This window comes from Halopseudomonas pelagia CL-AP6 (assembly GCF_000410875.1).
Lineage (GTDB): Bacteria > Pseudomonadota > Gammaproteobacteria > Pseudomonadales > Pseudomonadaceae > Halopseudomonas > Halopseudomonas pelagia.
Window position 1 is genome coordinate 18,622 of record NZ_AROI01000034.1, and the last position, 21,601, is coordinate 40,222.

Below are 21,601 nucleotides of genomic sequence, written 5' to 3' on the forward strand. Positions count from 1 at the left end.
TATTGATTACCCGAAGGTGATCAGATCAACGCACGCCAGAGGCCCGCAGGGCTGCCGGAGTGAACTGGTTGTAGCTGGGGTTGTAGTCATACTGAGGAGCAGAAGCTTCTTCAGTGTACATGCCCAAGGCGATGTACCGACCAGCCAGCAGGTCATACAGGGTTTCGATGGTGTAACCAGGCAGCTTCTCAACATAGTTGAATGCCAGGTGACCTTCACCTACGCGCCACAGCGTGCCACGACCGTCGTAATGGTCAGCCAGGCTGATCATCCAGGAGTCTTCGTCCATAAAGAAGTTACGCTGGGCGTAAATATGGCGCTGACCATCCTTGACGTTACCCTGCACTTCCCATACGCGATGCAGCTCGAAACGGGTGTGCTCGGGATTGATGTGACCGGCTTTCAGCACATCGTCATACTTCACTTCAGGGTTTGCCATCTCGTAGCTGTTGTACGGGATGTAAACTTCCTTCTTGCCAACCAGCTTCCAGTTGTAACGGTCAGGTGCGCCGTTATACATGGAGAAGTTGTCAGAAGTACGCATGCCGTCGGAAGCGGTGCCTGGGCCGTCATAGGCTACCTGCGGTGCGCGACGTACACGACGCTGGCCAGCGTTGTAGACCCACGCCATGCGTGGCTCTTTCAACTGATCCAGGGAGTCGTGAACCAACAGTACGTTACCGGCCAAACGCGAAGGCGCGTTTACACGCTGCTTGAAGTACAGCAGGGTGTTGGGCACGGTGGACGCGTCCACGTCAGACATCTGCGCGGGGTAACCTACTTCCTCTTCCATCTTGATGAGGGTGTAGGAACCATTCGCCTGCGGCATGGCCTGCATGTACCAGCGCTTGATGTTCATGCGATGGCGGGTGTTGTGGTTCCAGACGACTTCCGCACCGGACTTGGGAATCGGGAAGGCGAAGGTGCCGTGGGAGAAACCCTCGATACCATCACCGCCGTTAACCAGCTTGGCCTGGCCAGCGGTTTCCTTGACCTGGTCGTAAACCGACTGCGGAAAATTAACAGTACGGTGGCTCTTGTAGACCGGCATCTGGTAGGTTTCTGGATAGCGCTCAAACAGAGCAATCTGGCCAGGGGTCAGGTTGTCGCTGTGTTCCTTGTAGTTCTGGGCAGTGATGACAAATTCAGGCTGCTCGTCCGCGAACGGGTTGGATTGGAAGTTGTTCGCCAGCTCCCGGCCTGCGTCAGTACCCAGACCGCCAGTCCACTCAGGGATGGTACCTGCAGCGTTACCGGCCTTCTCTGCGCCGATTGGCGTCAGAGTATTGCCCAGGCTATTGATTTCTTCTTGCGTCAGGCTCTGAGCCATAACGCCAGATGCCAGCAGGCTTAACGCCAGACCACCAGCACCTAATAGAGTTTTTTGCATACGGATCATTATTTTTATCTCCAGTTGCCTGTTTAGAAGCTTACGCCGAAGCTGACGGCGGCAAAGTCGCGATCAACCATGGTGTTGTACTTGCCGTCAAAGAAGTTGGTGTAACTCAGGCTGGCGTTGTACTTGTTCGCATAATCGGCGTTGACGCCAATGCTCACAGATTTGCCATTTTCGTTGAAGTTCGGGCTGTAGCCCTCTACATCATGAGAAAAGGCAACGTTCGGGGTCAGGTTGATACCGGCGATTACGTTGCTGTAATCCAGGGACGCGCGCATGCGGTAACCCCAGGAGAAGTCAGTGTAGAAACCGTCGTTTTCGCACCAGCTGGCGGCTTTTGGCGATCTGGCCGCAGCGGCAGTACCTTCATTGGATGAGCAGGTGCCATCAGCAAAAGGACTTTGGCCAAACAGCGAGTCACGACCAAACTTGGTAGTGCCATCACCCGTTCCCAATCCACTGATGTAGTTAGCACCTACTTCGCCGACCAGGGAAAGGCGGCTTGCACCCAATACGCGGTCAATGAAATGCACAGCGCTCATCGACGCCTGCCAGAACTCTTTGCGTTCGTAGCCGCGAATTTCATCGCCTGGCATGGTTCCGTTTTCCAGGCCACGATGCGTATTGTCTTGCCCTGTCAGGAAAGGAGTGCCTGATCCGGCGGCAAGCAATGCCGTGCGGCTCATATCGCCTGTATTGATTTGCAGAGGCATGTTCGGACGGTAGCTCAACTCACCCGCTACAGAGGCCCCAGCGATGTCAGTCTGGAAGCTCACACCGTACATCCGGATGTCTTCTGGGTACTCAAAGAAATAACCTGCACCACCCAAGTCACCCTGGTAGCCTGGGACGGGAACGGCTAACGCGGCAAACTGCTCAGGTGTTATAAAGCCGCCATTTAGCAGCCCACTAGGCCCGGCAACCCGGCCAGCTATGTTGGAATACAACGGAGTGCGGCTGTGATAATTCATGAAGAAGAAGCCGAACTCGGTATCGTTCAGAGCAGGAGCAAAGTATCTGAATGCAACACCGAACTGTCCGTCATCGCTTGCGTCCTTATCTTTGCTGGAACGTGCGATGTAGGTCAGCTCTGGCTGTTGACCTTGTGGGAAGTCAGCGCCTGAATAAACAAGACGATCAGTACAACCTTTAGCTGCAACGTCACTTCCTGCGAAGAAGGTGCCGCAGTTATCAACTACGGTTGGCGCCCATTTTATCTGGTAAAAAGCTTCCATACTCAGGTTGTCAGTCAGTCCCTGAGAGAAGTAAAGCATCTCAACAGGCAGCAAGCCTTCTTTCAGCTCTGCGCCGGGACGACGGAAGGCAGACACATCGATAGGGTTGATGGAGTTGATGCCGTTCTGAATAAACAGGCCTTCACCCCAGCTCACTACCTGGCGACCCAAACGCACGTTGCCTGGGTTATTGCCGATGGAGTAGTTGTGATAAACGAAAGCATCAAGCAGCTGAACGCCTGAACCCTTCTGCAGCGGGTCACGGCCGGAATCGCTGATATCATAGAAACGCTGGCTACCGTCTTTGGTTTCAAAGTCGTACCAGTAGTTGCCGCGCAAGAACGCGCCGGAATCGCCATAGCGCATTTCTACGTCATGGGAACCCTTGAAAATCTTGGAGAAGATATCCCCACTTTTGTAATTCTGCCGGCCATCGTCCGAAGTGCGTGCAGCGGCTCGCCCACCGTTATCAACCGAAATAAAACGATCATCCGCATCGGTAGTCGACATACTTGCGCCGATAGACATCTGCGAGTCAATCTGGCCAGTAATCGGACCGATATTGAAATTAGCTGCGTTTGCAGAACCTGTGAAACTGGCTAGGCCAATAGCCAGCGGCAAGGCCGCAAGCGACCAAGCATGCATTTTTTTTGTCATTGTGCTGCTCCGTTTGGGTGACATGAACCTGTGTATCTGAAGACACGTTCAGGACAGCAGCAGTCTGGCACGCACTCTGCAGTAAAGACTTGCCCCAAAAGGCCAAATTAATTAACTTAGCCGGCCATTCAGGGCATGAATTTGCGTTATAGATTTCAACGGTTGCACAGAGCCTGCGAATGGGCTTGAAAGATATTGTTACAGCGTCAGGCAGCAATCGCTTTGGACAAACAGGCAGTTACTGCACTCTAACTGGCTATTGGAAGCGTACGCATGCTTAGGCATTAAAGCCCTTTAGCTCAATAGTTGCTTTGAAGCTGGGAGCCCTGAAGTAGCACTGCGAGCCTTCAAGGGGGCTCGAACACCGTTCCGCATTGCGGAATGGCATTTCATGCTTACGAAGTACGGCCAAGCCGCCATGATGATACTGCCATAAGGAATTGAATGAGAGTCGACGGCAAGAAAGGAACAAGTACTCAACTAGGTGAACGGGTGTTCTGGATCCCGGTGATTGACCAGGCGCTTAAACAGTACGAGCGATCACTAGAGCGCTCCAGCCTCGTGCAGAACCTGAGCGCCAGCCAGCTTAATAGCGGCTTTATAGACCAGGCCTGCTGCTCCCTGATATGGGAGGAAGCCACGCGGCTGGCCGACGATCCCTTATTTGGTATGCGCTTGCACCGGGTTTTCTGCCCTACCCCGATCAACGCCATTGCCCTGACCGCCCAGGCCTGCCCCAACCTCGGCGCGGCAGTGAATAACATGACCCGCTTTTTTTCTATTGTCAGCACACAGGTGAAGCTGGAAATCAGAGCGGTTGATGATGTCGTGGAGATCATCCTGATTCCCCAGGGTGCGCCCCATGCCCAGCATCTTGAGGCGCTTACCGGCTATATGAGTCGGCTGGTCAATCAGTTGGATTTGGATGAGGAAGGGTTGCTCAAGAACATTACCCTGGGCCGTACCCATGCCGATACTGACCTGTGCGCACGGGTGTTGGAAGCAGTGGCAGTAAACACTGGCGAGCATTACAGCCTGCAACTCAAGCGTGAGCTAATGGACAAGCCACTTGCCACCGCAGACAGCTTTCTATTACCGCGCTTTACCGAAGCCATGCAGGATCTGTTGGCAAATATGCCGAGCAATGACCTGGTAGAACAGGTCAAGCGGCGGATTCATATATTGCTTGGTTCTGGTGATATGTCGGAAGAGCGCGTAGCGGCGCCAATGAACATCAGCCCGCGCCACCTGCGCCGCAAGCTAAGCCAGGAGGGTACCTCCTATGAACAACTGGTGGATGAAGTACGCCGCGATTCGGCGATTCGCATGATCAGCGAGGGGCAGCTGTCTTTGACCAGTATTGCTTATGAACTGGGGTTTCTCGACCCAAGCAGCTTTACCCGCGCGTTCCGCCGCTGGACGGATATGAGCCCTACGGCGTTCAAGCGGCAGTTGCTGGCGCCTTAGGCGGGTACCCAGCTTCCGCCGATTACCTCAGCGCTGCTTTGGCACTGACCCCGCCCTACTCCGGTTTCACAAACAGCAACGTCATCCGGTCGCTTTCACCAATACCCATATAGCGTGCCCGCCCTTCAGTGCCGCCACGCAAGGTCGGGGGCAGACTCCAGACGCCGTGTGGGTGGTCGGCGAGATCCTGGGCGTTATGGTTGACGGGGCTGCGCGACACCAGCTCAAAGCCGGCCTCCTCAGCCAGGTCTACAACCAGTTGCTCATCGACATAACCGGTTTTGACCATATCCTCCAACGAGCTACCTGGGCGCGCGCGATGTTCGACCAGGCCTAGCATGCCGCCGGGTTTGAGCACGGCGTGCATCTTCTGGAACACCACTTTGGTCTCGTCCATACCCGCTGCCAGCCAATTGTGTACGTTGCGGAAGGTCACTACCCGGTCGGCGCTGTTCGGCTCGGTTATTGGCTGCTCGGGGTCGTAGTTGAGGGTCGCCAGCTCGACCCGGTCATAGACTTTGGCCCGGCTCTGCAACTTGCGTTCATAGTCACTGCGCGACTTGGCGAAAAACTCGGGGCCGCCTTCCGGATCAAAATGCGCAGCGATGAGCTTGCCGTCTTCGCGCAGCAGCGGCGCAAGGATCTCGGTATACCAGCCGCCGCCCGGCCAGATTTCCACTACGGTGTGGTCGGCCTCGAGCGCGAAGAAGCTGAGTGTTTGCGCCGGATTGCGATGGGCATCGCGCATGATGTTGGATATTGACCGCGAGCTGCTGGCCACCGCCTGGCGGATGACTTCCACGTCTTCATACTGCAATACCGGGGGCGCAGTCTCCGAGTCAGGCACTACCTGGGCTTGGGCTGCATAGGCTGCGGTCAAACAAGCCATTCCTATCAACAAACGCCGCATCATCGCTCCTCATGTTAAAAATTCTTCGATGACCCTAACAGTTGGATACATAAGGGTCATGTTCTTGATGGGTTTTTTCTTTCCAAGCTGTAACAATCACCCTATGCCTGACTCCAATCAGCAAATAGCTAGAGAGGCCAATCCCTGTGCGCGATACGTTACCCCTGCTGGATCGATTGTCATTTCCTGCCATCGCTCGCAGCGGGCTGCAAACACTGCAGGTGAACCTTACTTATACCTGTAACCAGCGCTGTCTGCATTGCCATGTTAATGCCGGGCCGACGCGCACGGAAGCGATGAGCGATGCCGTGCTGGGCAACTTGTATGACGTGATCGATGCCCATTCGGTTCAAATACTCGACTTGACCGGGGGCGCACCGGAAATGCACCCGCGGTTCCGCGATATTGTCGTGCATGCGCGCGAGCAGGGGCTGGAGGTGATAGACCGCTGTAACCTGACCATTCTCAGCGAGCCTGGTTACGAAGGCCTGGCGGAGTTTCTTGCTCAGCACCGCGTGCGCGTATCCGCGTCCCTGCCCTGCTATTCCCGCGATAACGTCGATAAACAGCGCGGTGATGGCGTGTTCGTGCGCAGCATTGAAGGCCTGCAGCTGCTCAATAAATTGGGCTATGGCCAGCCCGGCTCCGATCTGGAACTGAATCTGGTCTACAATCCGCAGGGCCCCAATCTACCCCCACCCCAGGCCGCGCTACAGGCGGACTACAAGAGCCACCTGGCCGAAGACTTCGGCATCGTCTTCAATCAGTTGCACACCATTACCAATCAGCCGATTGCGCGCTTTGGCAGCACCTTGATCAGCAAAGGGCAGTTCAATGAGTACATGGCGCTGCTGCGCGACAACTTCGGCGACGCCAATATGGCCGCGCTGATGTGCCGCAGCATGGTCAGTGTGGACTGGCAAGGTTACCTGTACGACTGCGATTTCAACCAGATGCTCGATCTACCCATGAACCTGCTCGCGCGCGACCGCAGCCACCTGCGCGACCTGCTGGATGCGCGGATGGAGAACAACCCCATTGTGACGCGCGATCACTGTTTCGCCTGCACTGCAGGCCAAGGCTCAAGCTGCGGCGGCGCGCTAGCCTGACCGGGCAGGCACACCGGTTGTGGTAGGGGCCGTTTTTTTTGTGGGAGCGCTGGCCTCAGCGCGATGGGGTTGTTTCTGGTAGGAGCGCCGGCCTCGGCGCGATGGGGTCAGTGTCTGGGACGGTCGAGTTCCACCTCGACCAGCTGAGTCGCTACGAGCACTTGTGTCGAGATGGAACTCGACACTCCCAGGGTTCCACGCCCAGGCGGGCGCTCCTAGCGGTGATGTGGCTACACACCGATTCTGCTGGGAGCGCCGGTTTTTTTTGTGGGAGCGCTGGCCTCAGCGCGATGGGGTTGTTTCTGGTAGGAGCGCCGGCCTCGGCGCGATGGGGTCAGTGTCTGGGACGGTCGAGTTCCACCTCGACCAGCTGAGTCGTTGCGAGCACTTGTGTCGAGATGGAACTCGACACTCCCAGATATCCACGCCCAGGCGGGCGCTCCTAGCGGTGATGTGGGTACATACCGATTCTGCTGGGAGCGCCGGTTTTTTTTGTGGGAGCGCTGGCCTCAGCGCGATGGGGTTGTTTCTGGTAGGAGCGCCGGCCTCGGCGCGATGGGGTCAGTGTCTGGGACGGTCGAGTTCCACCTCGACCAGCTGAGTCGTTACGAGCACTTGTGTCGAGATGGAACTCGACACTCCCAGACATCCACGCCCAGGCGGGCGCTCCTAGCGGTGATGTGGCTACATACCGATTCTGCTGGGAGCGCCGGTTTTTTTTGTGGGAGCGCTGGCCTCAGCGCGATGGGGTTGTTTCTGGTAGGAGCGCCGGCCTCGGCGCGATGGGGTCAGTTTCTGGGACGGTCGAGTTCCACCTCGACCAGCTGAGTCGTTACAAGCACTTGTGTCGAGATGGAACTCGACACTCCCAGGGCTGGGGGTCAATCCGTAGCGGCGGCGTCTGTATGCTGCAGCACGTCCTGATAGATGCGCTCGGCGGCGAGCTTGAGGGCGCGGGCCTGCTCCAGATTCATGCTGGTCATGCAGAACATTTTGTGCGGGATGTCACTGGCTTGGTCACGCATGGCCCTGCCGTTGGCGGTGAGGATGATCAGCCATTGGCGCTCGTCTTCCGCGCCCTTGCGGCGGCCGATCAGGGCTTTGCTTTCCAGCCGTTTTAGAATCGGCGTCAGGGTGCCGGAGTCGAGCCGGGTGTCTTCCACCAGTTGTTTAATCGGTACGCTGTCGTGTTCCCAGAGCGCCAGCATGACCAGGTATTGCGGGTAGGTCAGCCCGAGCGGCGCCAACAGTGGGCGGTAGGCACGGACCATGGCGTTGCTCGCGCTGTAGAGCGAATGGCAAAGCTGGTTACGCAGCAGCAATGGGTTATGGGTATCGGTCATGGGCGGCTCGGCATCAGGACTTGGCATAAGGCAGTACATTTATTTTGCGCACAAGGTATTGACCCGTCAAGAGGTCTCGCCTATTGTTTTGCGCACAAGATAAATTAGTTTGGAGAAGCGCTACTATGAAATGGATACTAATCGCGATCATCGTGCTGCTGGGCGCCGGATTTGCCTATATCTATTGGCAGAACGGCCAGATTCCCGAGCTGGGCCACGCCAATGGGCAGTTCAAGCCTTTGAGTGACAACCCGAATGGCGTATCGACCCAGGCCAGCGACCCAGACAAGCGCGTGGCCACCTGGCCGTTCAAGACTGACCAGGCTGAGACTATGCAAGCCATCAAGAATGCCGTCGCTAGCCATGGTGGCGCTGAGCAGGTCAGTGAAACCAGCGATTACCTGCGAGTGGTGTTCGTGACACCCAAAATGCGCTTTCGTGACGACGTTGAGTTCTATCTGGATGCAGAGAACAAAGAGGTGCACTTTCGCTCCGCCAGCCGCGCCGGCAAGTCCGATATGGGTTTGAACCGACAGCGCCACGAACAACTGACTGCGCTTTACCACCGCTGAGTCTGGCGGCCTTACTGAATCTGGAGTGATACGTGCTATGAAAGCCGGAAAAATCATTGTCGTTCTGCTGATCGCTGTACTGGTGGCCGGCTTTTTCCTGTTCGACCTCAATCAGTACTTCAGCCTGGAGTGGCTAAAAAGCCAGCAGGCCAGCCTGGACGCGCAGGTAGCGGCTAAACCATTAGCGGCGGCGGCGATTTTCTTCGGTGTTTATGTGCTGGTTACGGCGTTGTCATTGCCTGGCGCGGCGCTGATGACGCTAGTCGGCGGCGCGTTGTTCGGGCTGGGTTGGGGCCTGTTGCTGGTGTCTTTTGCCTCGGTACTGGGCGCTACCCTGGCGATGATTATCAGCCGGTTTTTGCTGCAGAGCTGGGTGCAGAAGCGTTTTGGCAATCGGCTGAAGGCGATCAACCAGGGCGTGGATAACGAAGGCGCCTTCTATCTCTTCGCTCTGCGCCTGGTACCGGTGTTCCCGTTCTTTCTGATCAACCTGGCGATGGGCCTGACTCGCCTTAAAGTCACCACCTTCTGGTGGGTCAGCCAGATCGGCATGCTGCCCGGTACGCTGGTGTATGTAAACGCCGGCCGCGAGCTGGGCCAGATCGACTCGCTGGGCGGCATTCTGTCTCCCGGTTTGATCGGTGCTTTTGTGCTGCTTGGGCTGTTCCCGCTGATTGCACGCAAAATCCTTGAGTGGGTCAAGGCAAGGCGGGTTTATAAGGGCTGGAACAAGCCTGCCAGTTTCGACCACAACCTGGTGGTGATCGGCGCCGGTAGCGGCGGTTTGGTCAGCGCTTATATCGCGGCGGCGGTGAAGGCCAATGTCACCCTGATCGAGAAGCATGCGATGGGCGGCGATTGCCTGAACACTGGCTGCGTGCCGTCCAAGGCGTTGATCCGCTCGGCCAAGCTGGCAGCGGAAATCAACAAGGCGCATGAGCTGGGCTATAACGAGGCCAGCGCCAGCGTGAATTTTGCCCGGGTGATGGATCGCATCCAGCGGGTGATCGGCGATATCGAGCCCCATGATTCGGTCGAGCGCTATACCGAACTGGGCGTGGAAGTGATTCAGGGCGAGGCCCGCATCACCAGCCCCTGGCAGATCGAGGTCAATGGCCGGGCGCTGACTACGCGCAATATCATCATCGCCGCTGGCGCCAAGCCCTTTATGCCGGAGATTCCGGGTCTGGATCAGGTCACCGCTTACAACTCCGATACCCTGTGGGGCCTGCGCGAGCAACCCAAACGCCTGCTGGTGCTGGGCGCCGGGCCGATCGGCTGCGAACTGGCCCAGGCCTTCCAGCGGTTGGGCAGCCAGGTAATTCAGGTGGAAATGGGCCCACGGCCGCTACCGCGAGAAGACGCCGATGCCAGCGACCTGGTTATGCAGCATCTGCGTAACGAGGGTGTGGATCTGCGCCTGCGCCATCAGGCAGAGCGGTTTGAGGTGCTGGAAGGCGGGCAGCAGCAGTTGGTCGCCAAACAGCTGGATGACGGCGAGTACGTGGCAATCCCCTTCGATGCGGTACTGGTGGCTGTCGGCCGCAAGGCCAACACCACGGGTTATGGCGCCGAGGAGTTGGAACTGGAATTACGCGAGAACGGTACACTGCAAACCAATGAGTATCTGGCCACGCGCTTTCCCAACATCTATGCCGTGGGCGATGTGACCGGGCCGTACCAGTTTACCCATGTGTCCGCGCACCAAGCCTGGTATGCCGCGGTGAATGCGCTATTCGGCACCTTCAAGCGCTTCAAGGTCGATTATCGAGTGATCCCACGCGTGACCTTTACTGACCCTGAAGTGGCCAGTGTCGGGCTGTCGGAAGCCGAAGCCCGAGCGCAGGAGATCGATTTTGAAGTGACCCGCTACGGTATCGACGACCTGGACCGGGCCATTGCCGATCAGGCTGCGGTGGGTTTTGTCAAAGTGCTTACCGTGCCAGGCAAGGACAAGATCCTGGGCGTGACTATTGTCGGTCAGCATGCCGGCGAGTTGCTGGCTGAGTACGTGCTGGCAATGAAGCACAACCTGGGTCTGAACAAGATTCTGGGCACCATTCACAGCTATCCGACCATGGCCGAAGCCAACAAGTACGCGGCCGGCGAATGGAAACGTGCGCATGCGCCTGCCGGGGTACTGCGCTGGGTTGAGCGTTTGCACCGTCGGCGGCTGGGGCGCTGATTTATGCGCTTGTCGGTGGTATTGCCGGTACTCAATGAGGCAGCGGGGATAGTCAATGCCCTGCTGCCGCTGCAGCCGGTACGCGACCGGATTGAACTGCTAGTGGTGGATGGCGGCAGTAGCGATAACAGCTGTGAACTGGCGCGCCCTTTGGCCGATCGGGTGCTGGTGTCAGGGCCGGGCCGGGCGCGGCAGATGAATGTCGGGGCTGCTGCTGCGCGCGGGGATGTGTTGCTGTTTTTGCATGCTGATACGCAGTTGCCTGATGGGTTTGTGGCGTTGATAGAGGCTGCGGTGTTTGGCCAGCCCGCTATCGCGGCGAGGCCGCCGCTCCCACCAAACCCTGCCATACCCACTCCTGCAATACCTGATCCTGCCATACCCAATTCTGCAATACCGAATTCTGGCACACCAAACCCTGCAACCTCCCCAACCCCACCCTCAACCTCGACCTCGACCTGTGGGAGCGGCGGCCCCGCCGCGATAACCCCTACCCAACACTCCACCCAAGCCCAGCCCCACCCCCAACCCCCCACCCAAACCGGTGGGACCGGCGGCCTCGCCGCGATAGCCCCTACCCAACACTCCACCCAAGCCCAGCCCCACCCCCAGCCCCCCACCCAAACCGGTGGGAGCGGCGGCCTCGCCGCGATAGCCCCTACCCAACACGCCACCCAAGCCCAGCCCCAACCCCCCATCCAAACCGGCGGGAGCGGCGGCCTCGCCGCGATAGCGATCCCACCAAACTCAGCAAAACTCTGGGGCCGCTTCGATGTGCGACTAACACCCACCTCCCCGCTGTTAAACCTGGTGGCCTGGATGATGAACCAACGCTCGCGGCTAACCGGCATCTGCACCGGCGACCAAGCCATCTTCGTGCGCCGCGACCTGTTCGACCAACTGGGTGGTTATGCCGATATTCCATTGATGGAGGATATCGACCTCAGCCACCGCTTGCGCAAAATCTCCAGCCCAGCCTGCCTGCGCCCACCAGTGACCACGTCCAGCCGAAAATGGCAAAAACACGGCGTCTGGCGAACTATCTGCCTCATGTGGTGGATACGGCTGCAGTACTGGGCCGGCGTCTCACCCGAACGTCTGGTGCGCCAGTACTACGGCGCCGCCCCCAAGAGCCAGCCCACCCCAGGAGTGTCGAGTTCCACCTCGACACAACAGCGTCAGCCACGCCACCGCTGGCCGAGATGGAACTCGGCCTTCCCGGGTACCACCAAAACCACTGAGCAAGCGCAATCAGCACCCGCGCCCACCCCGGGAGTGTCGAGTTCCACCTCGACACAACGGCGTCAGCCACGCCACCGCTGGCCGAGATGGAACTCGGCCTTCCCGGGTACCACCAAAACCAATGAGCAAGCGCAATCAGCGCCCGAGCCCACCCCGGGAGTGTCGAGTTCCACCTCGACACAACAGCGTCAGCCACGCCACCGCTGGCCGAGATGGAACTCGGCCTTCCCGGGTACCACCAAAACCACTGAGCAAGCGCAATCAGCGCCCGAGTCCAATCCGGGAGTGTCGAGTTCCACCTCGACACCAGCTCGCCCCGAGACTCCGCATCGGCAAACAACCCGCCCGCTGCTGATTTTCGCCAAGGCGCCCATCCCTGGCACTGTCAAAACCCGGCTGATGCCTGCCCTGGGCGCAGCAGGCGCCTGTGATCTGTATCAGCAGTTGCTGCGGCACACCTTGAAACAAACCGGCGACTGGCCGGGCCAGCGTTTTCTCTACTGCGCTCCAGATACGACCCATCCGCTGTTTGCCCGCCTGGCCAGCGAGCATCATCTGCAACTGCGCCAGCAGTACGGCGACGATCTGGGTTCGCGTATGGCGCAGGCGTTGGCCGAGCATCCGGGCGGTGGATTGCTGATCGGTACCGACTGCCCGCTGATCAGCACCGCGGTATTACTTGAGGCAGATCAAGCACTGGCCACACACGACACCGCCATCATCCCCAGCGAGGATGGCGGCTATGTGATGATCGGCCAGCGCCAGCCTGATACAACCGCGTTCACTGATATGCGTTGGAGCCACCCCCAGGTTATGGCCAATACCCGCCAGCGCCTGGCCACAGCGGGCATGACCCTTTGGGAAGGCCCGGTATTATGGGATCTTGACGAGCCTGCTGATCTGCCACGCCTTGATGCCATACCCCTTATGCCCCTCTAGTTCGGTGCTTTTCAGCCAGCATCCAAAGCCTAATCATTCGGGCTCGGTCACTCGCCACTTATAATGCCGTGCGGGCAACATCACAGCCGTTTATACAGATTCATTCCATCCATAGGACATAGTTCCACCCGTAGTTAGCTGACTATATGGTCACCTCCATGCAGCGATGCGCTGCCATGTGCTCGACCGGGCGATTCAGGTTCACGCCGCTGCCGTGTGTATGCCAGGACCCGTCCTCGCCTCTGCCTACGCCCGCACCCTGCGCCTGGCCGACGGCCCGGATGAGGTGCCCCTGGGCACGATTGCCAAGCTGGAAATGAGCCGGTATTTGTAAGGCTGCCTTTTGCTATTCGAGTAGCCCGCTTGGATTCTCACTTTAGCGTGATGGCGATGGATTCACCGGCTTGCTATCACGCCAGACTTCGGTCTGGCGTGATAGGTTATGAACCTGACAATTCTAATAGCACAGGACCTTCTAGATGAGCGAAGCAACCCTGATTGACGTACTACCTGCGCACCGTTTTGATGAAGCCCGCCTGCTTTCCTACCTGACTGGCCGCCTGGCCGGCGCTGAACAGGGTATGCAGGTAAAGCAGTTTCAGGGTGGCCAGTCCAACCCGACATACTTGCTAAGCATGGCCGAGTACCGTTACGTACTGCGCAAGAAGCCGCCGGGCAAATTGCTGCCTTCGGCGCATATGGTTGAGCGTGAGTACCAAGTGATCAACGCCCTGGGCAGCACCAATGTACCTGTGCCGACTGCCCGCCTGCTGTGCGAAGACCCCGAGATAATCGGCACTGCTTTTTACATCATGGATTACGTCGAGGGCCGTGTGCATACGCAACCCTTGCTGGGTGACGTTGAACAAAGCCAGCGTCTGCCGATTTACCGCTCGATGATCGAGACCATGGCCCAACTGCATAACGTCGACTGGAAGGCGGTCGGCCTGGAAAATTATGGCAAGACCGAGGGCTACATTCCACGCCAGATCAAGCGCTGGAGCGGCCAGTTCGAAGCCAGCCGCACCGGCGACATGCCGGCCATGGACGCGCTGATGGCCTGGCTGCCAGACAATATGCCAAAGGACGACCACACCACCATCGCCCATGGCGACTTCCGTATCGGCAATCTGATTTTGCATCCCACCGAGCCCAGGGTTGTGTCGATTCTGGACTGGGAACTGGCGACCCTCGGCCACCCGCTGTCTGATCTGGCCTACTGCTGCCTGCCCTACCACCTGCCTGCCGGGATTAATGGCGTCAAAGGCATGCTCGGAGCTGACCTCAAGGGCATGGGCTTGCCTGAAGAGCAGCAGGTACTGGAATGGTATTGCCAGTACAGCGGGCGCAGCGAGATACCCGACTGGAATTTCTTCCTCGCGTTTTCACTGTTCCGCCTGGCGGCAATTCTACAGGGCGTTTATCACCGCGCCGTGCAGGGTAATGCCAGTAATGCCGATGCATTGGAAGTGGGCAAGCGCGCCGGGCTGTTGGCTGAACGGGGCTGGGAGATAGCGCAAAGCTAAAGTCAAAATGGATGCCCGCCTTCGCGGGTATGACCTGGTGTGTGGGGTCCCGAAGGGGTGTGAATGACGCGGAGGATAGTTTCTGCGCGCGGCAATGATTAGCTGTATGGACTCTTGCCTGCGTGCGGATCACGCGTTGGAAAAACGTCCACCTGCGCGGGACTGACGGCGCGTATGGATTCGCATCCGTACTCCCAGCCACGTCATCCTCGCGAACGCGAGGATCCATTTTTGGGTTGAAAACCGCGATTTCACACCACTTCAGGAGAACAACAGATGTCCAAACCAATCAAGCGCGTACTGCTGACTAACGACGACGGCTGGCGCGGCCCAGGCCTCAAGATTCTGGAAGACATCGCCGAGCAGATCGCCGAGGAGGTCTGGATCATTTCACCAGACCTGGATCAAAGCGGCGTATCCATGTCCATTACCCTGCACTCGCCGCTGCGCGTGCACCCATTCGGAGAGCGGCGTTTCAGCGTCAGCGGCACCCCCAGTGACTGTGTATTGCTCGCCGTAGGCGAGTTGATGCCAGTACCGCCCGATCTGGTGCTGTCTGGCGTTAACGCCGGCGCCAACATCAGCGACTCGGTGGCCTACTCCGGCACCATTGGCGGCGCGCTGACCGCGACCCTTATGGGCATACCCTCGATAGCGCTATCCCAGGCCTATCACAAGGGCAACGACATTCACTGGGAAACAGCCAGCCACTTCGGCGCCGGCATTGTTCGGCAACTGCTAGAAAAAGGCTGGCCGACCGATTGCGCGATGAACGTCAACTTCCCCGCCAGCCCGCCAGAAGATGTCACCGGCGTTGCCACCTGCCGCGCCCGCGGTGGCAGCATTGGCGGCATCAACATCGAAAGCCGCCGGGATACCCGCGATGTGCCCTACTACTGGTTGGGTTTTCAGCGTCAGACCGAGCGCATTATCGGCCTGGATACCGACGTAGGCGCCCTGCGCGCTGGCCGGATCAGCATCTCACCGCTGCGCTTCGAGCGCGATATCGCCAGTTGGCAGATCGACAGTCAAGCCATGTCGGAAAAACTCGGCATTGCCTACCAGAGTGACAGTGAACTGGCAGGTGCGGGGCAGGATCCGAGCATTGATCATTAATCCCAGTTTCAAGCGTGAAACTGAAAACAAGGAGAACACCATGCAACGATTCCTCGACAAGGTGGTACTGATCACTGGCGCCGGTAGTGGTATCGGGCGTGCCACGGCCAAACGTATGGCCGCCGAAGGTGCACGGTTGATGTTGGTCGATCGCAATGAGGATGGTCTCAAGGAGACCATCGCTGAGCTGCCCGCCGGTGCACAGATACAGACCCGTACGGTGGATGTGGCTGATGAGGCGGCTGTCGAGCAATGCGTCAACGAGACCATCGCGCACTTTGGCCAACTGGATGTGTTGTGCAATAACGCCGGGATTGCCGGGGGTGATTACAATATTGCCACCGAACAGAGCCTGGAGACCTGGCAGAAAATCATCGGTGTGAACCTGTACGGTGTGATGCTGTTTACCAAATACGCCGCACGTCAGATGCAAACCCAGGGCCAGGGCGCCATCGTCAACACCGCTTCGGTGGCCGGCATCCGCTCGGGTGCGGGCGGTAATGCCTATAGCGCGTCCAAGGCTGGGGTGATCAACTTCACCATGACCTCTGCCTGTGATCTGGGACAGTTCAATATCCGCGTCAACGCGGTGTGCCCCGGTCTGGTGGAGACCGGTATGACTAAACCGGTGTTTGACTACGCCCGCTCCAACAACAAGGAGCAGAAGCTCGGCGCCCGCTGCGAACTGCGCCGCTACGGTCGGCCTGAAGAGATCGCCAGCGCCATCGCCTTTCTCGCCAGCGACGATGCCAGCTATGTGACCGGCCAAGCGCTGGCGGTGGATGGCGGCAATACCGCATCGCTGAATTTGCCGGGCATGAAGGTCTAAGCCGGCCCCGATCCCGTGGGAGCTGCGGCCTCGCGGTGATGGGTGTAGATCGCTTCGCGGCGCGGCCGCCGCTCCTACCGTGGGGTGTGTGGGCTGCGACTACACCCGCTATAGTACCGGGCCAACTCCAATCAGGTGGGAGCCGCGGCCTCGCGGCGATGGGTGCAGATCGCTTCGCGGCGCGGCCGCCGCTCCTACCATGGGGTGTGTGGGCTGCGACTACACCCGCTATAGTACCGGGCCAACTCCAATCCGGTGGGAGCCGCGGCCTCGCGGCGATGGGTGCAGACTGCTTCGCGGCGCGGCCGCCGCTCCTACCGGGTGGTTACTACTTCGGAGCTTTTGCATGTCTCCTACCGACGATTTGTTTGCCGACCTCTCCCCCGCCGCACCGGAGCAGATTGCCGAGGGTGCCTGGTTGTTGCGTGGGTTTGTGCTGGGTGAGGCGGAGCAGTTGCTGGATACCATTCAGCAGGTCGCCAGCCAGGCGCCGTTCCGGCATCAGGTCACGCCGGGTGGCTACAGTATGTCTGCCGCCATGAGCAGTTGCGGCGACTGGGGTTGGGTGACTGACCGTCAGGGTTATCGCTACAGCGCCAAGGACCCACTCACCGATCAACCCTGGCCCGCCTTGCCCGCGCTGCTGCACGAGATCGCGGCGCGCGCCGCTACAGTGGCTGGCTACCCCGACTTCGAGCCCCAGGCCTGTCTGATCAATCGCTACGAGACCGGCGCGCGCATGGCGCTGCATCAGGACCGGGATGAGGCCGACTTTGACGCACCTATCGTTTCCTTATCGCTGGGCGCGCCCATCAGCTTTTTGTTTGGCGGCATGCAGCGCAGCGACAAACCCTCGCGCTGGCTGCTGCAACACGGCGATGCGGTGGTCTGGGGCGGCAAAAGCCGTCTGCACTTCCACGGCGTCGCACCGCTGGGCAAGCGCGCCGAACACCCGCTTACTGGCGCAGTACGCTACAACCTGACCTTCAGAAAAGTCACCTGATCCGACCTCTTAACCTAAACCCCAGACAAACAAAACCCGGGCATAACCCGGGTTTTGTTTGTAGCTTAAAGGCTTGAAGCTTGCAGCTAGCCGCCAGCAGCGGCTTACAGCACTTCGAACAGACCAGCAGCGCCCTGACCACCACCAATACACATGGTGACAACGACGAACTTGGCGCCGCGACGCTTGCCTTCGATCAGCGCGTGGCCGGTCAGGCGTGAGCCAGTTACACCGTAGGGGTGGCCGATGGCGATGGAGCCGCCGTTGACGTTGAGGTTTTCCATCGGAATGCCCAGCTTGTCGCGGCAGTACACTACCTGGGAGGCGAAGGCTTCGTTCAGTTCCCACAGGCCGATATCGTCCATGGTCAGGCCATTGCGCTTGAGCAGTTGCGGAATAGCGAATACCGGGCCAATGCCCATCTCGTCAGGCTCGCAACCGGCGACGCTAAAGCCGCGGAAAATACCCATGGGCTCGATGTTCTGCTGCTCCGCTACCGTGCTGTTCATGACCACGCAAACAGAGGCGCCGTCGGACAGCTGGCTGGCGTTACCGGCGGTGATAAAGTGCTCGGGACCACGCACTGGCTGCAGGCCTTGCAGCGCTTCCAGCGTGGTGCTTGGACGGTTGCACTCGTCCTTGACCAGGTTCACTTCCTTCTCGCTGATGGTGCCGGTTTCTTTGTCCTGGACCATCATTTTGACCAGGTAGGGCACGATTTCATCATCGAACTTGCCGCTCTCCTGACCGGCGGCCGTGCGCTGCTGGCTGATCAGTGCGTATTCGTCCTGGGATGCACGGCTGACGTTGTAGCGGGCCGCGACGATGTCTGCGGTCTCGATCATGGACATGTACAGCTCGGGCTTGTGCTCTTTGATCCACTGATTGGTGCCATGGAACATGTTCAGTTTGTCGTTCTGGCACAGGCTGATGGACTCAACGCCGCCAGCTACGATGGCTGGAATCTTTTCGCTGACCACGCGCTGGGCGGCGATCGCGATGGACTGCAGACCGGAGCTGCAAAAACGGTTGATCGACATGCCCGCAGTGGTCACCGGCAGGCCGCCACGGATGGCTGCCAGACGCGCCATGTTCTTGCCCTGGGCGCCTTCGTGGAAGGTCGCGCCGAGGATCACATCTTCCACCAGTGAGGGGTCGATGCCCGCGCGCTTGACGGCGTGCTCGATGACATAACCGGCCATATCGACACTGTGAGTGTTGTTCAATGCGCCGCGATAGGACTTGCCCAGTGCGGTACGGGCGGTGGATACAATAACTGCGTCAGACATAATGTCGCTCCTGTTAATGATTCAGATGGCACTTACTCAGATCAGATTTTCAGACCAGTTGGCCCTGTTTTTCGCCCCAGCGGACTAACGTCTTGCGCGCTTCGCGATAGGGTTTCAGACCCATCCACAGCAGGACGACCGAGCACAGGGTGATGATGCTGGCGACCCAGAAGATTGAATAGCGGACGGCCATGTCGTCCATGAACACATAGTCAGTCACCAGTGCGACTGCGGTCGGCCCAATGCCCAAACCAATCAGCGTGACGGTGAACAGATAGATGGCCGACGCTTGCCCGCGCATGGCGTTGGGCATGACTTCCTGGATCGCGGCCGGTGCCACACCAAAGGGCATGGCCACAGTGAAGACGTTGAAGAACATCACGAACCAGACGATGGTCAGATTATCGATCAGAAAGACCACGTTGCAGCCCAGCGTCAGCACAGCGGCTAATACACCTACGCGCATGTTGGAATCAGTGTAGCCGTGCTTGGCCAGATAATCCGCCAGACGGCCGCCAAATACGATACCCAATGAGCCCGCGACCATCACAATGCTGCCGTAGTACATACCTACTTCGCCGGGGGTCAGGCCATGGTTGCGAATAAAGAACGTGGGTATCCAGGCCGAGGCGCCGTAGGACGCGAACGACAGGCAGGCGAAACCGAAGTTGTGACAGAGAACGGCTTTACGGATGCTCATCAGATAAGCACCCACATCTTTCAGCGGTACGGCGACACCAGCGCCAATACCCTTGCGGGTTGGCTCTTTGAGCGCCAGCAGCACGAAACAGAAGGCGATACCCGCAGCGCCGAGAATCAAGAAAATCAGCTGCCACGGGCGCACCATGCCAACAATAGGCAACAGCACGTCACCCTTGGCAGAAGCAAAGGTCACCACCATGCCGCCCAGCAAGAAAGCCATGCCCGCACCAAGGTAGATACCCATGGAGTAGACGCTGATTGCCGTGGCGCGCTTTTCCGGCGGGAAGCTGTCGGCCATCAGCGAGTAGGCCGCCGGGGATAATGCCGCCTCGCCCGCGCCGACACCGATCCGGAACAGCACAAAATGCCAATACTGTTGTGCCAGACCGCAGGCAGCGGTCATCAGGCTCCAGGCAAACACGCCAAAGGCAATCAAGCCCTTGCGGCTCTTGCTGTCCGCGATCCGGCCCATGGGAATGCCGCAGATCACGTAAAAAACCGCAAAAGACAGACCCATCAACAGGCTCATCTGGGTGTCGGTAATATCCAGATCGCGACGGATAGGGCCTACCAACAAGTTCAGAATTTGCCGATCAATAAAAGACAGCACATAACACAACAACAGAACGGATACCGTGCCCCAGGCACGTGCCGTTGTTGGGTAGAGACTATTATTGTTAGACACGAGCAACTCCATTCGGGCGAGGGACAGTGAGCATCAAAAAAGATTATCAGGTTCGCAGTGCGGAAGTCGATTCCGAAAATCGTCAATTACCCAGTGGCATGCGGGTCCATCATCCGCAGCTATAACCCAAACGCCGGAACTGCTTTCATTGCCGTGATAGGGTACTGCGTACAGGCGACGCCCTGGGCTGCAATGCCCGCCAGAACCAGGCCAAGCTGACACCTCTGGACGCAGGATAGACAATGAATCGACCTCTAGTATTGGCCGGGGCCGGGCATGCCCATCTGGTGACATTGCGTAACTGGATTGACCGCGGTTTTCGCCCGCCTGCTGGTACGCTGCTAGTCAATCCAACACCGGCGGCCTGGTACTCAGGGATGATGCCAGGACTATTGGCTGGCCGGTTCAGCGCCGCGGATTGCGCCATCGACCTGGCACCACTGTGCCGGGCCTGCGATATCGAGCTCTATATGGGCAAGATCCAGGCGCTGGATGCCGATGCCCGCTCGCTGTCTCTTACCGACGGCACACAGCTCGACTACCAGCGACTGTCACTTAACACTGGCTCGATTCCGCCGCTGCCCGAGGTCCGGGACAATAGCGTCGCTCTGCTGCCGGCCAAGCCCTTCCCCAAACTTCACCAGACCTGGACTGCTTGGCAGCAGCCCACATCAACCGCGCCGACCTGTGTCGCGATACTCGGCGGTGGCCCGGCCGCATTTGAACTGGCACTTGCTCTGCGAGCCAGCCTGCCCGCTACCGACGTGGTATTGATAAGCGCCTCCCGTCTGCTCGCAAGCCATCCCGCTGCGCTGATAGCACGCGCTCAGCGGCTATTAAGGGAACGCGGCGTCAGGTTGATCGAGCAACAAAAAATCACCCGCATATACCACGGCCAGCTGTTCAATGGCGATCAGCCATTACTGCTATGCGAGGCTGTGGTGGCAGCTACTGGCGCCAGCGCTCCCGACTGGCTGCGCGGCAGCGGCCTGGCCGTGGATACAGACGGATTTGCCCGCATTGGCAAGAGCCTGATCAGCACCAGCCACCCTGAGGTGTTTGCCACAGGCGATTGCGCCAGCCTCCCCGGCGCGTTGCGTTCGGGTGTATATGCGGTGCGCCAGGGCGCTTTTCTGGCGGACAATATCCTCGGCCAACTGCAGGGCACTGCACTGCGGCATTACCAACCACAGCGCCAGGCACTGGCATTGCTGGCCACCGCCGACGGTGGCGCGCTGATGAGTTATGGCCGCTGGGTTGCGTCGGGCCGGTTGATGGGTTGGTGGAAGGACCGTCTGGATATCGGCTTTATGCAACGCCATCGCATATCTCTCGACCAGACGCACGGTCATCGCCATTAACCTTTCGGCGTAGTAAACGCTAGACCAAAGGCGCA

At 58.8% G+C, this 21,601-nt stretch carries 16 protein-coding genes; 10 read left to right on the forward strand and 6 right to left on the reverse strand.

The window, feature by feature from the left end; all coding sequences use genetic code 11:
- Positions 1-25: 25 nt before the first annotated feature.
- A complete protein-coding gene (locus tag K787_RS0119375) occupies positions 26-1,390 on the reverse strand; it encodes a DUF1329 domain-containing protein (protein WP_028615121.1) in 1,365 nt (454 codons plus the stop codon).
- Positions 1,391-1,422: 32 nt separating this feature from the next.
- Positions 1,423-3,288: a DUF1302 domain-containing protein gene (locus K787_RS0119380; RefSeq protein WP_022964470.1), complete on the reverse strand. Its 1,866-nt coding sequence runs from the start codon at positions 3,286-3,288 to the stop codon at positions 1,423-1,425.
- A gap of 444 nt (positions 3,289-3,732) precedes the next feature.
- On the opposite strand from K787_RS0119380, the gene K787_RS24425 reads away from it, so the two are divergent.
- Entirely contained in the window at positions 3,733-4,755 is a 1,023-nt protein-coding gene (locus K787_RS24425; protein WP_084672208.1) for an AraC family transcriptional regulator, read from the forward strand.
- A 55-nt stretch (positions 4,756-4,810) separates the two neighbouring features.
- Here the strand turns inward: K787_RS24425 and K787_RS0119390 are convergent, their stop codons facing one another.
- The gene (locus K787_RS0119390) at positions 4,811-5,635 is read right to left on the reverse strand and encodes a class I SAM-dependent methyltransferase (protein ID WP_152486869.1); all 825 of its coding nucleotides are present in this window, start codon (positions 5,633-5,635) and stop codon (positions 4,811-4,813) included.
- Positions 5,636-5,811: 176 nt separating this feature from the next.
- On the opposite strand from K787_RS0119390, the gene arsS reads away from it, so the two are divergent.
- Positions 5,812-6,774, forward strand: a complete 963-nt coding sequence (arsS, locus tag K787_RS0119395; protein WP_022964473.1) for an arsenosugar biosynthesis radical SAM (seleno)protein ArsS — start codon at positions 5,812-5,814, stop codon at positions 6,772-6,774.
- 881 nt (positions 6,775-7,655) lie between these two features.
- Here arsS and K787_RS23830 read toward each other — a convergent pair.
- The gene (locus K787_RS23830; RefSeq protein ID WP_040641160.1) at positions 7,656-8,117 is read right to left on the reverse strand and encodes a MarR family winged helix-turn-helix transcriptional regulator; all 462 of its coding nucleotides are present in this window, start codon (positions 8,115-8,117) and stop codon (positions 7,656-7,658) included.
- Between the two features lie 125 nt (positions 8,118-8,242).
- On the opposite strand from K787_RS23830, the gene K787_RS0119405 reads away from it, so the two are divergent.
- From K787_RS0119405 to alkB, 7 genes are all read left to right on the forward strand, one after another.
- Positions 8,243-8,689: a DUF1499 domain-containing protein gene (locus tag K787_RS0119405; RefSeq protein WP_022964475.1), complete on the forward strand. Its 447-nt coding sequence runs from the start codon at positions 8,243-8,245 to the stop codon at positions 8,687-8,689.
- Between the two features lie 37 nt (positions 8,690-8,726).
- Positions 8,727-10,874 carry a dihydrolipoyl dehydrogenase family protein gene (locus K787_RS0119410; protein WP_022964476.1) on the forward strand — a complete coding sequence of 716 codons (2,148 nt, stop codon included), beginning with the start codon at positions 8,727-8,729 and terminating at the stop codon, positions 10,872-10,874.
- Positions 10,875-10,877: 3 nt separating this feature from the next.
- Positions 10,878-13,055 (forward strand): TIGR04282 family arsenosugar biosynthesis glycosyltransferase, encoded by a 2,178-nt coding sequence (locus tag K787_RS24430; protein ID WP_022964477.1) that lies wholly within the window; start codon positions 10,878-10,880, stop codon positions 13,053-13,055.
- Between the two features lie 479 nt (positions 13,056-13,534).
- The gene (locus K787_RS0119430; protein WP_022964479.1) at positions 13,535-14,581 is read left to right on the forward strand and encodes a phosphotransferase; all 1,047 of its coding nucleotides are present in this window, start codon (positions 13,535-13,537) and stop codon (positions 14,579-14,581) included.
- Between the two features lie 276 nt (positions 14,582-14,857).
- Positions 14,858-15,697: a 5'/3'-nucleotidase SurE gene (surE, locus tag K787_RS23845; protein ID WP_022964480.1), complete on the forward strand. Its 840-nt coding sequence runs from the start codon at positions 14,858-14,860 to the stop codon at positions 15,695-15,697.
- A gap of 40 nt (positions 15,698-15,737) precedes the next feature.
- Positions 15,738-16,526, forward strand: coding sequence for an SDR family NAD(P)-dependent oxidoreductase (locus K787_RS0119440; protein ID WP_028615123.1), 789 nt, complete (start codon positions 15,738-15,740; stop codon positions 16,524-16,526).
- A 346-nt stretch (positions 16,527-16,872) separates the two neighbouring features.
- Complete coding sequence (gene alkB, locus K787_RS0119445) at positions 16,873-17,529, forward strand: DNA oxidative demethylase AlkB (RefSeq protein ID WP_022964482.1); 657 nt, start codon at positions 16,873-16,875, stop codon at positions 17,527-17,529.
- Between the two features lie 104 nt (positions 17,530-17,633).
- On the opposite strand, the gene K787_RS0119450 is transcribed toward alkB, so the two are convergent.
- Positions 17,634-18,818, reverse strand: a complete 1,185-nt coding sequence (locus K787_RS0119450) for an acetyl-CoA C-acyltransferase (protein WP_022964483.1) — start codon at positions 18,816-18,818, stop codon at positions 17,634-17,636.
- 49 nt (positions 18,819-18,867) lie between these two features.
- Positions 18,868-20,205: a spinster family MFS transporter gene (locus K787_RS0119455; protein ID WP_022964484.1), complete on the reverse strand. Its 1,338-nt coding sequence runs from the start codon at positions 20,203-20,205 to the stop codon at positions 18,868-18,870.
- Between the two features lie 242 nt (positions 20,206-20,447).
- Here K787_RS0119455 and K787_RS0119460 point away from each other — a divergent pair, with 242 nt between their 5' ends.
- Positions 20,448-21,566 carry an FAD-dependent oxidoreductase gene (locus tag K787_RS0119460; protein WP_022964485.1) on the forward strand — a complete coding sequence of 373 codons (1,119 nt, stop codon included), beginning with the start codon at positions 20,448-20,450 and terminating at the stop codon, positions 21,564-21,566.
- The last annotated feature ends 35 nt before the right edge of the window (positions 21,567-21,601 follow it).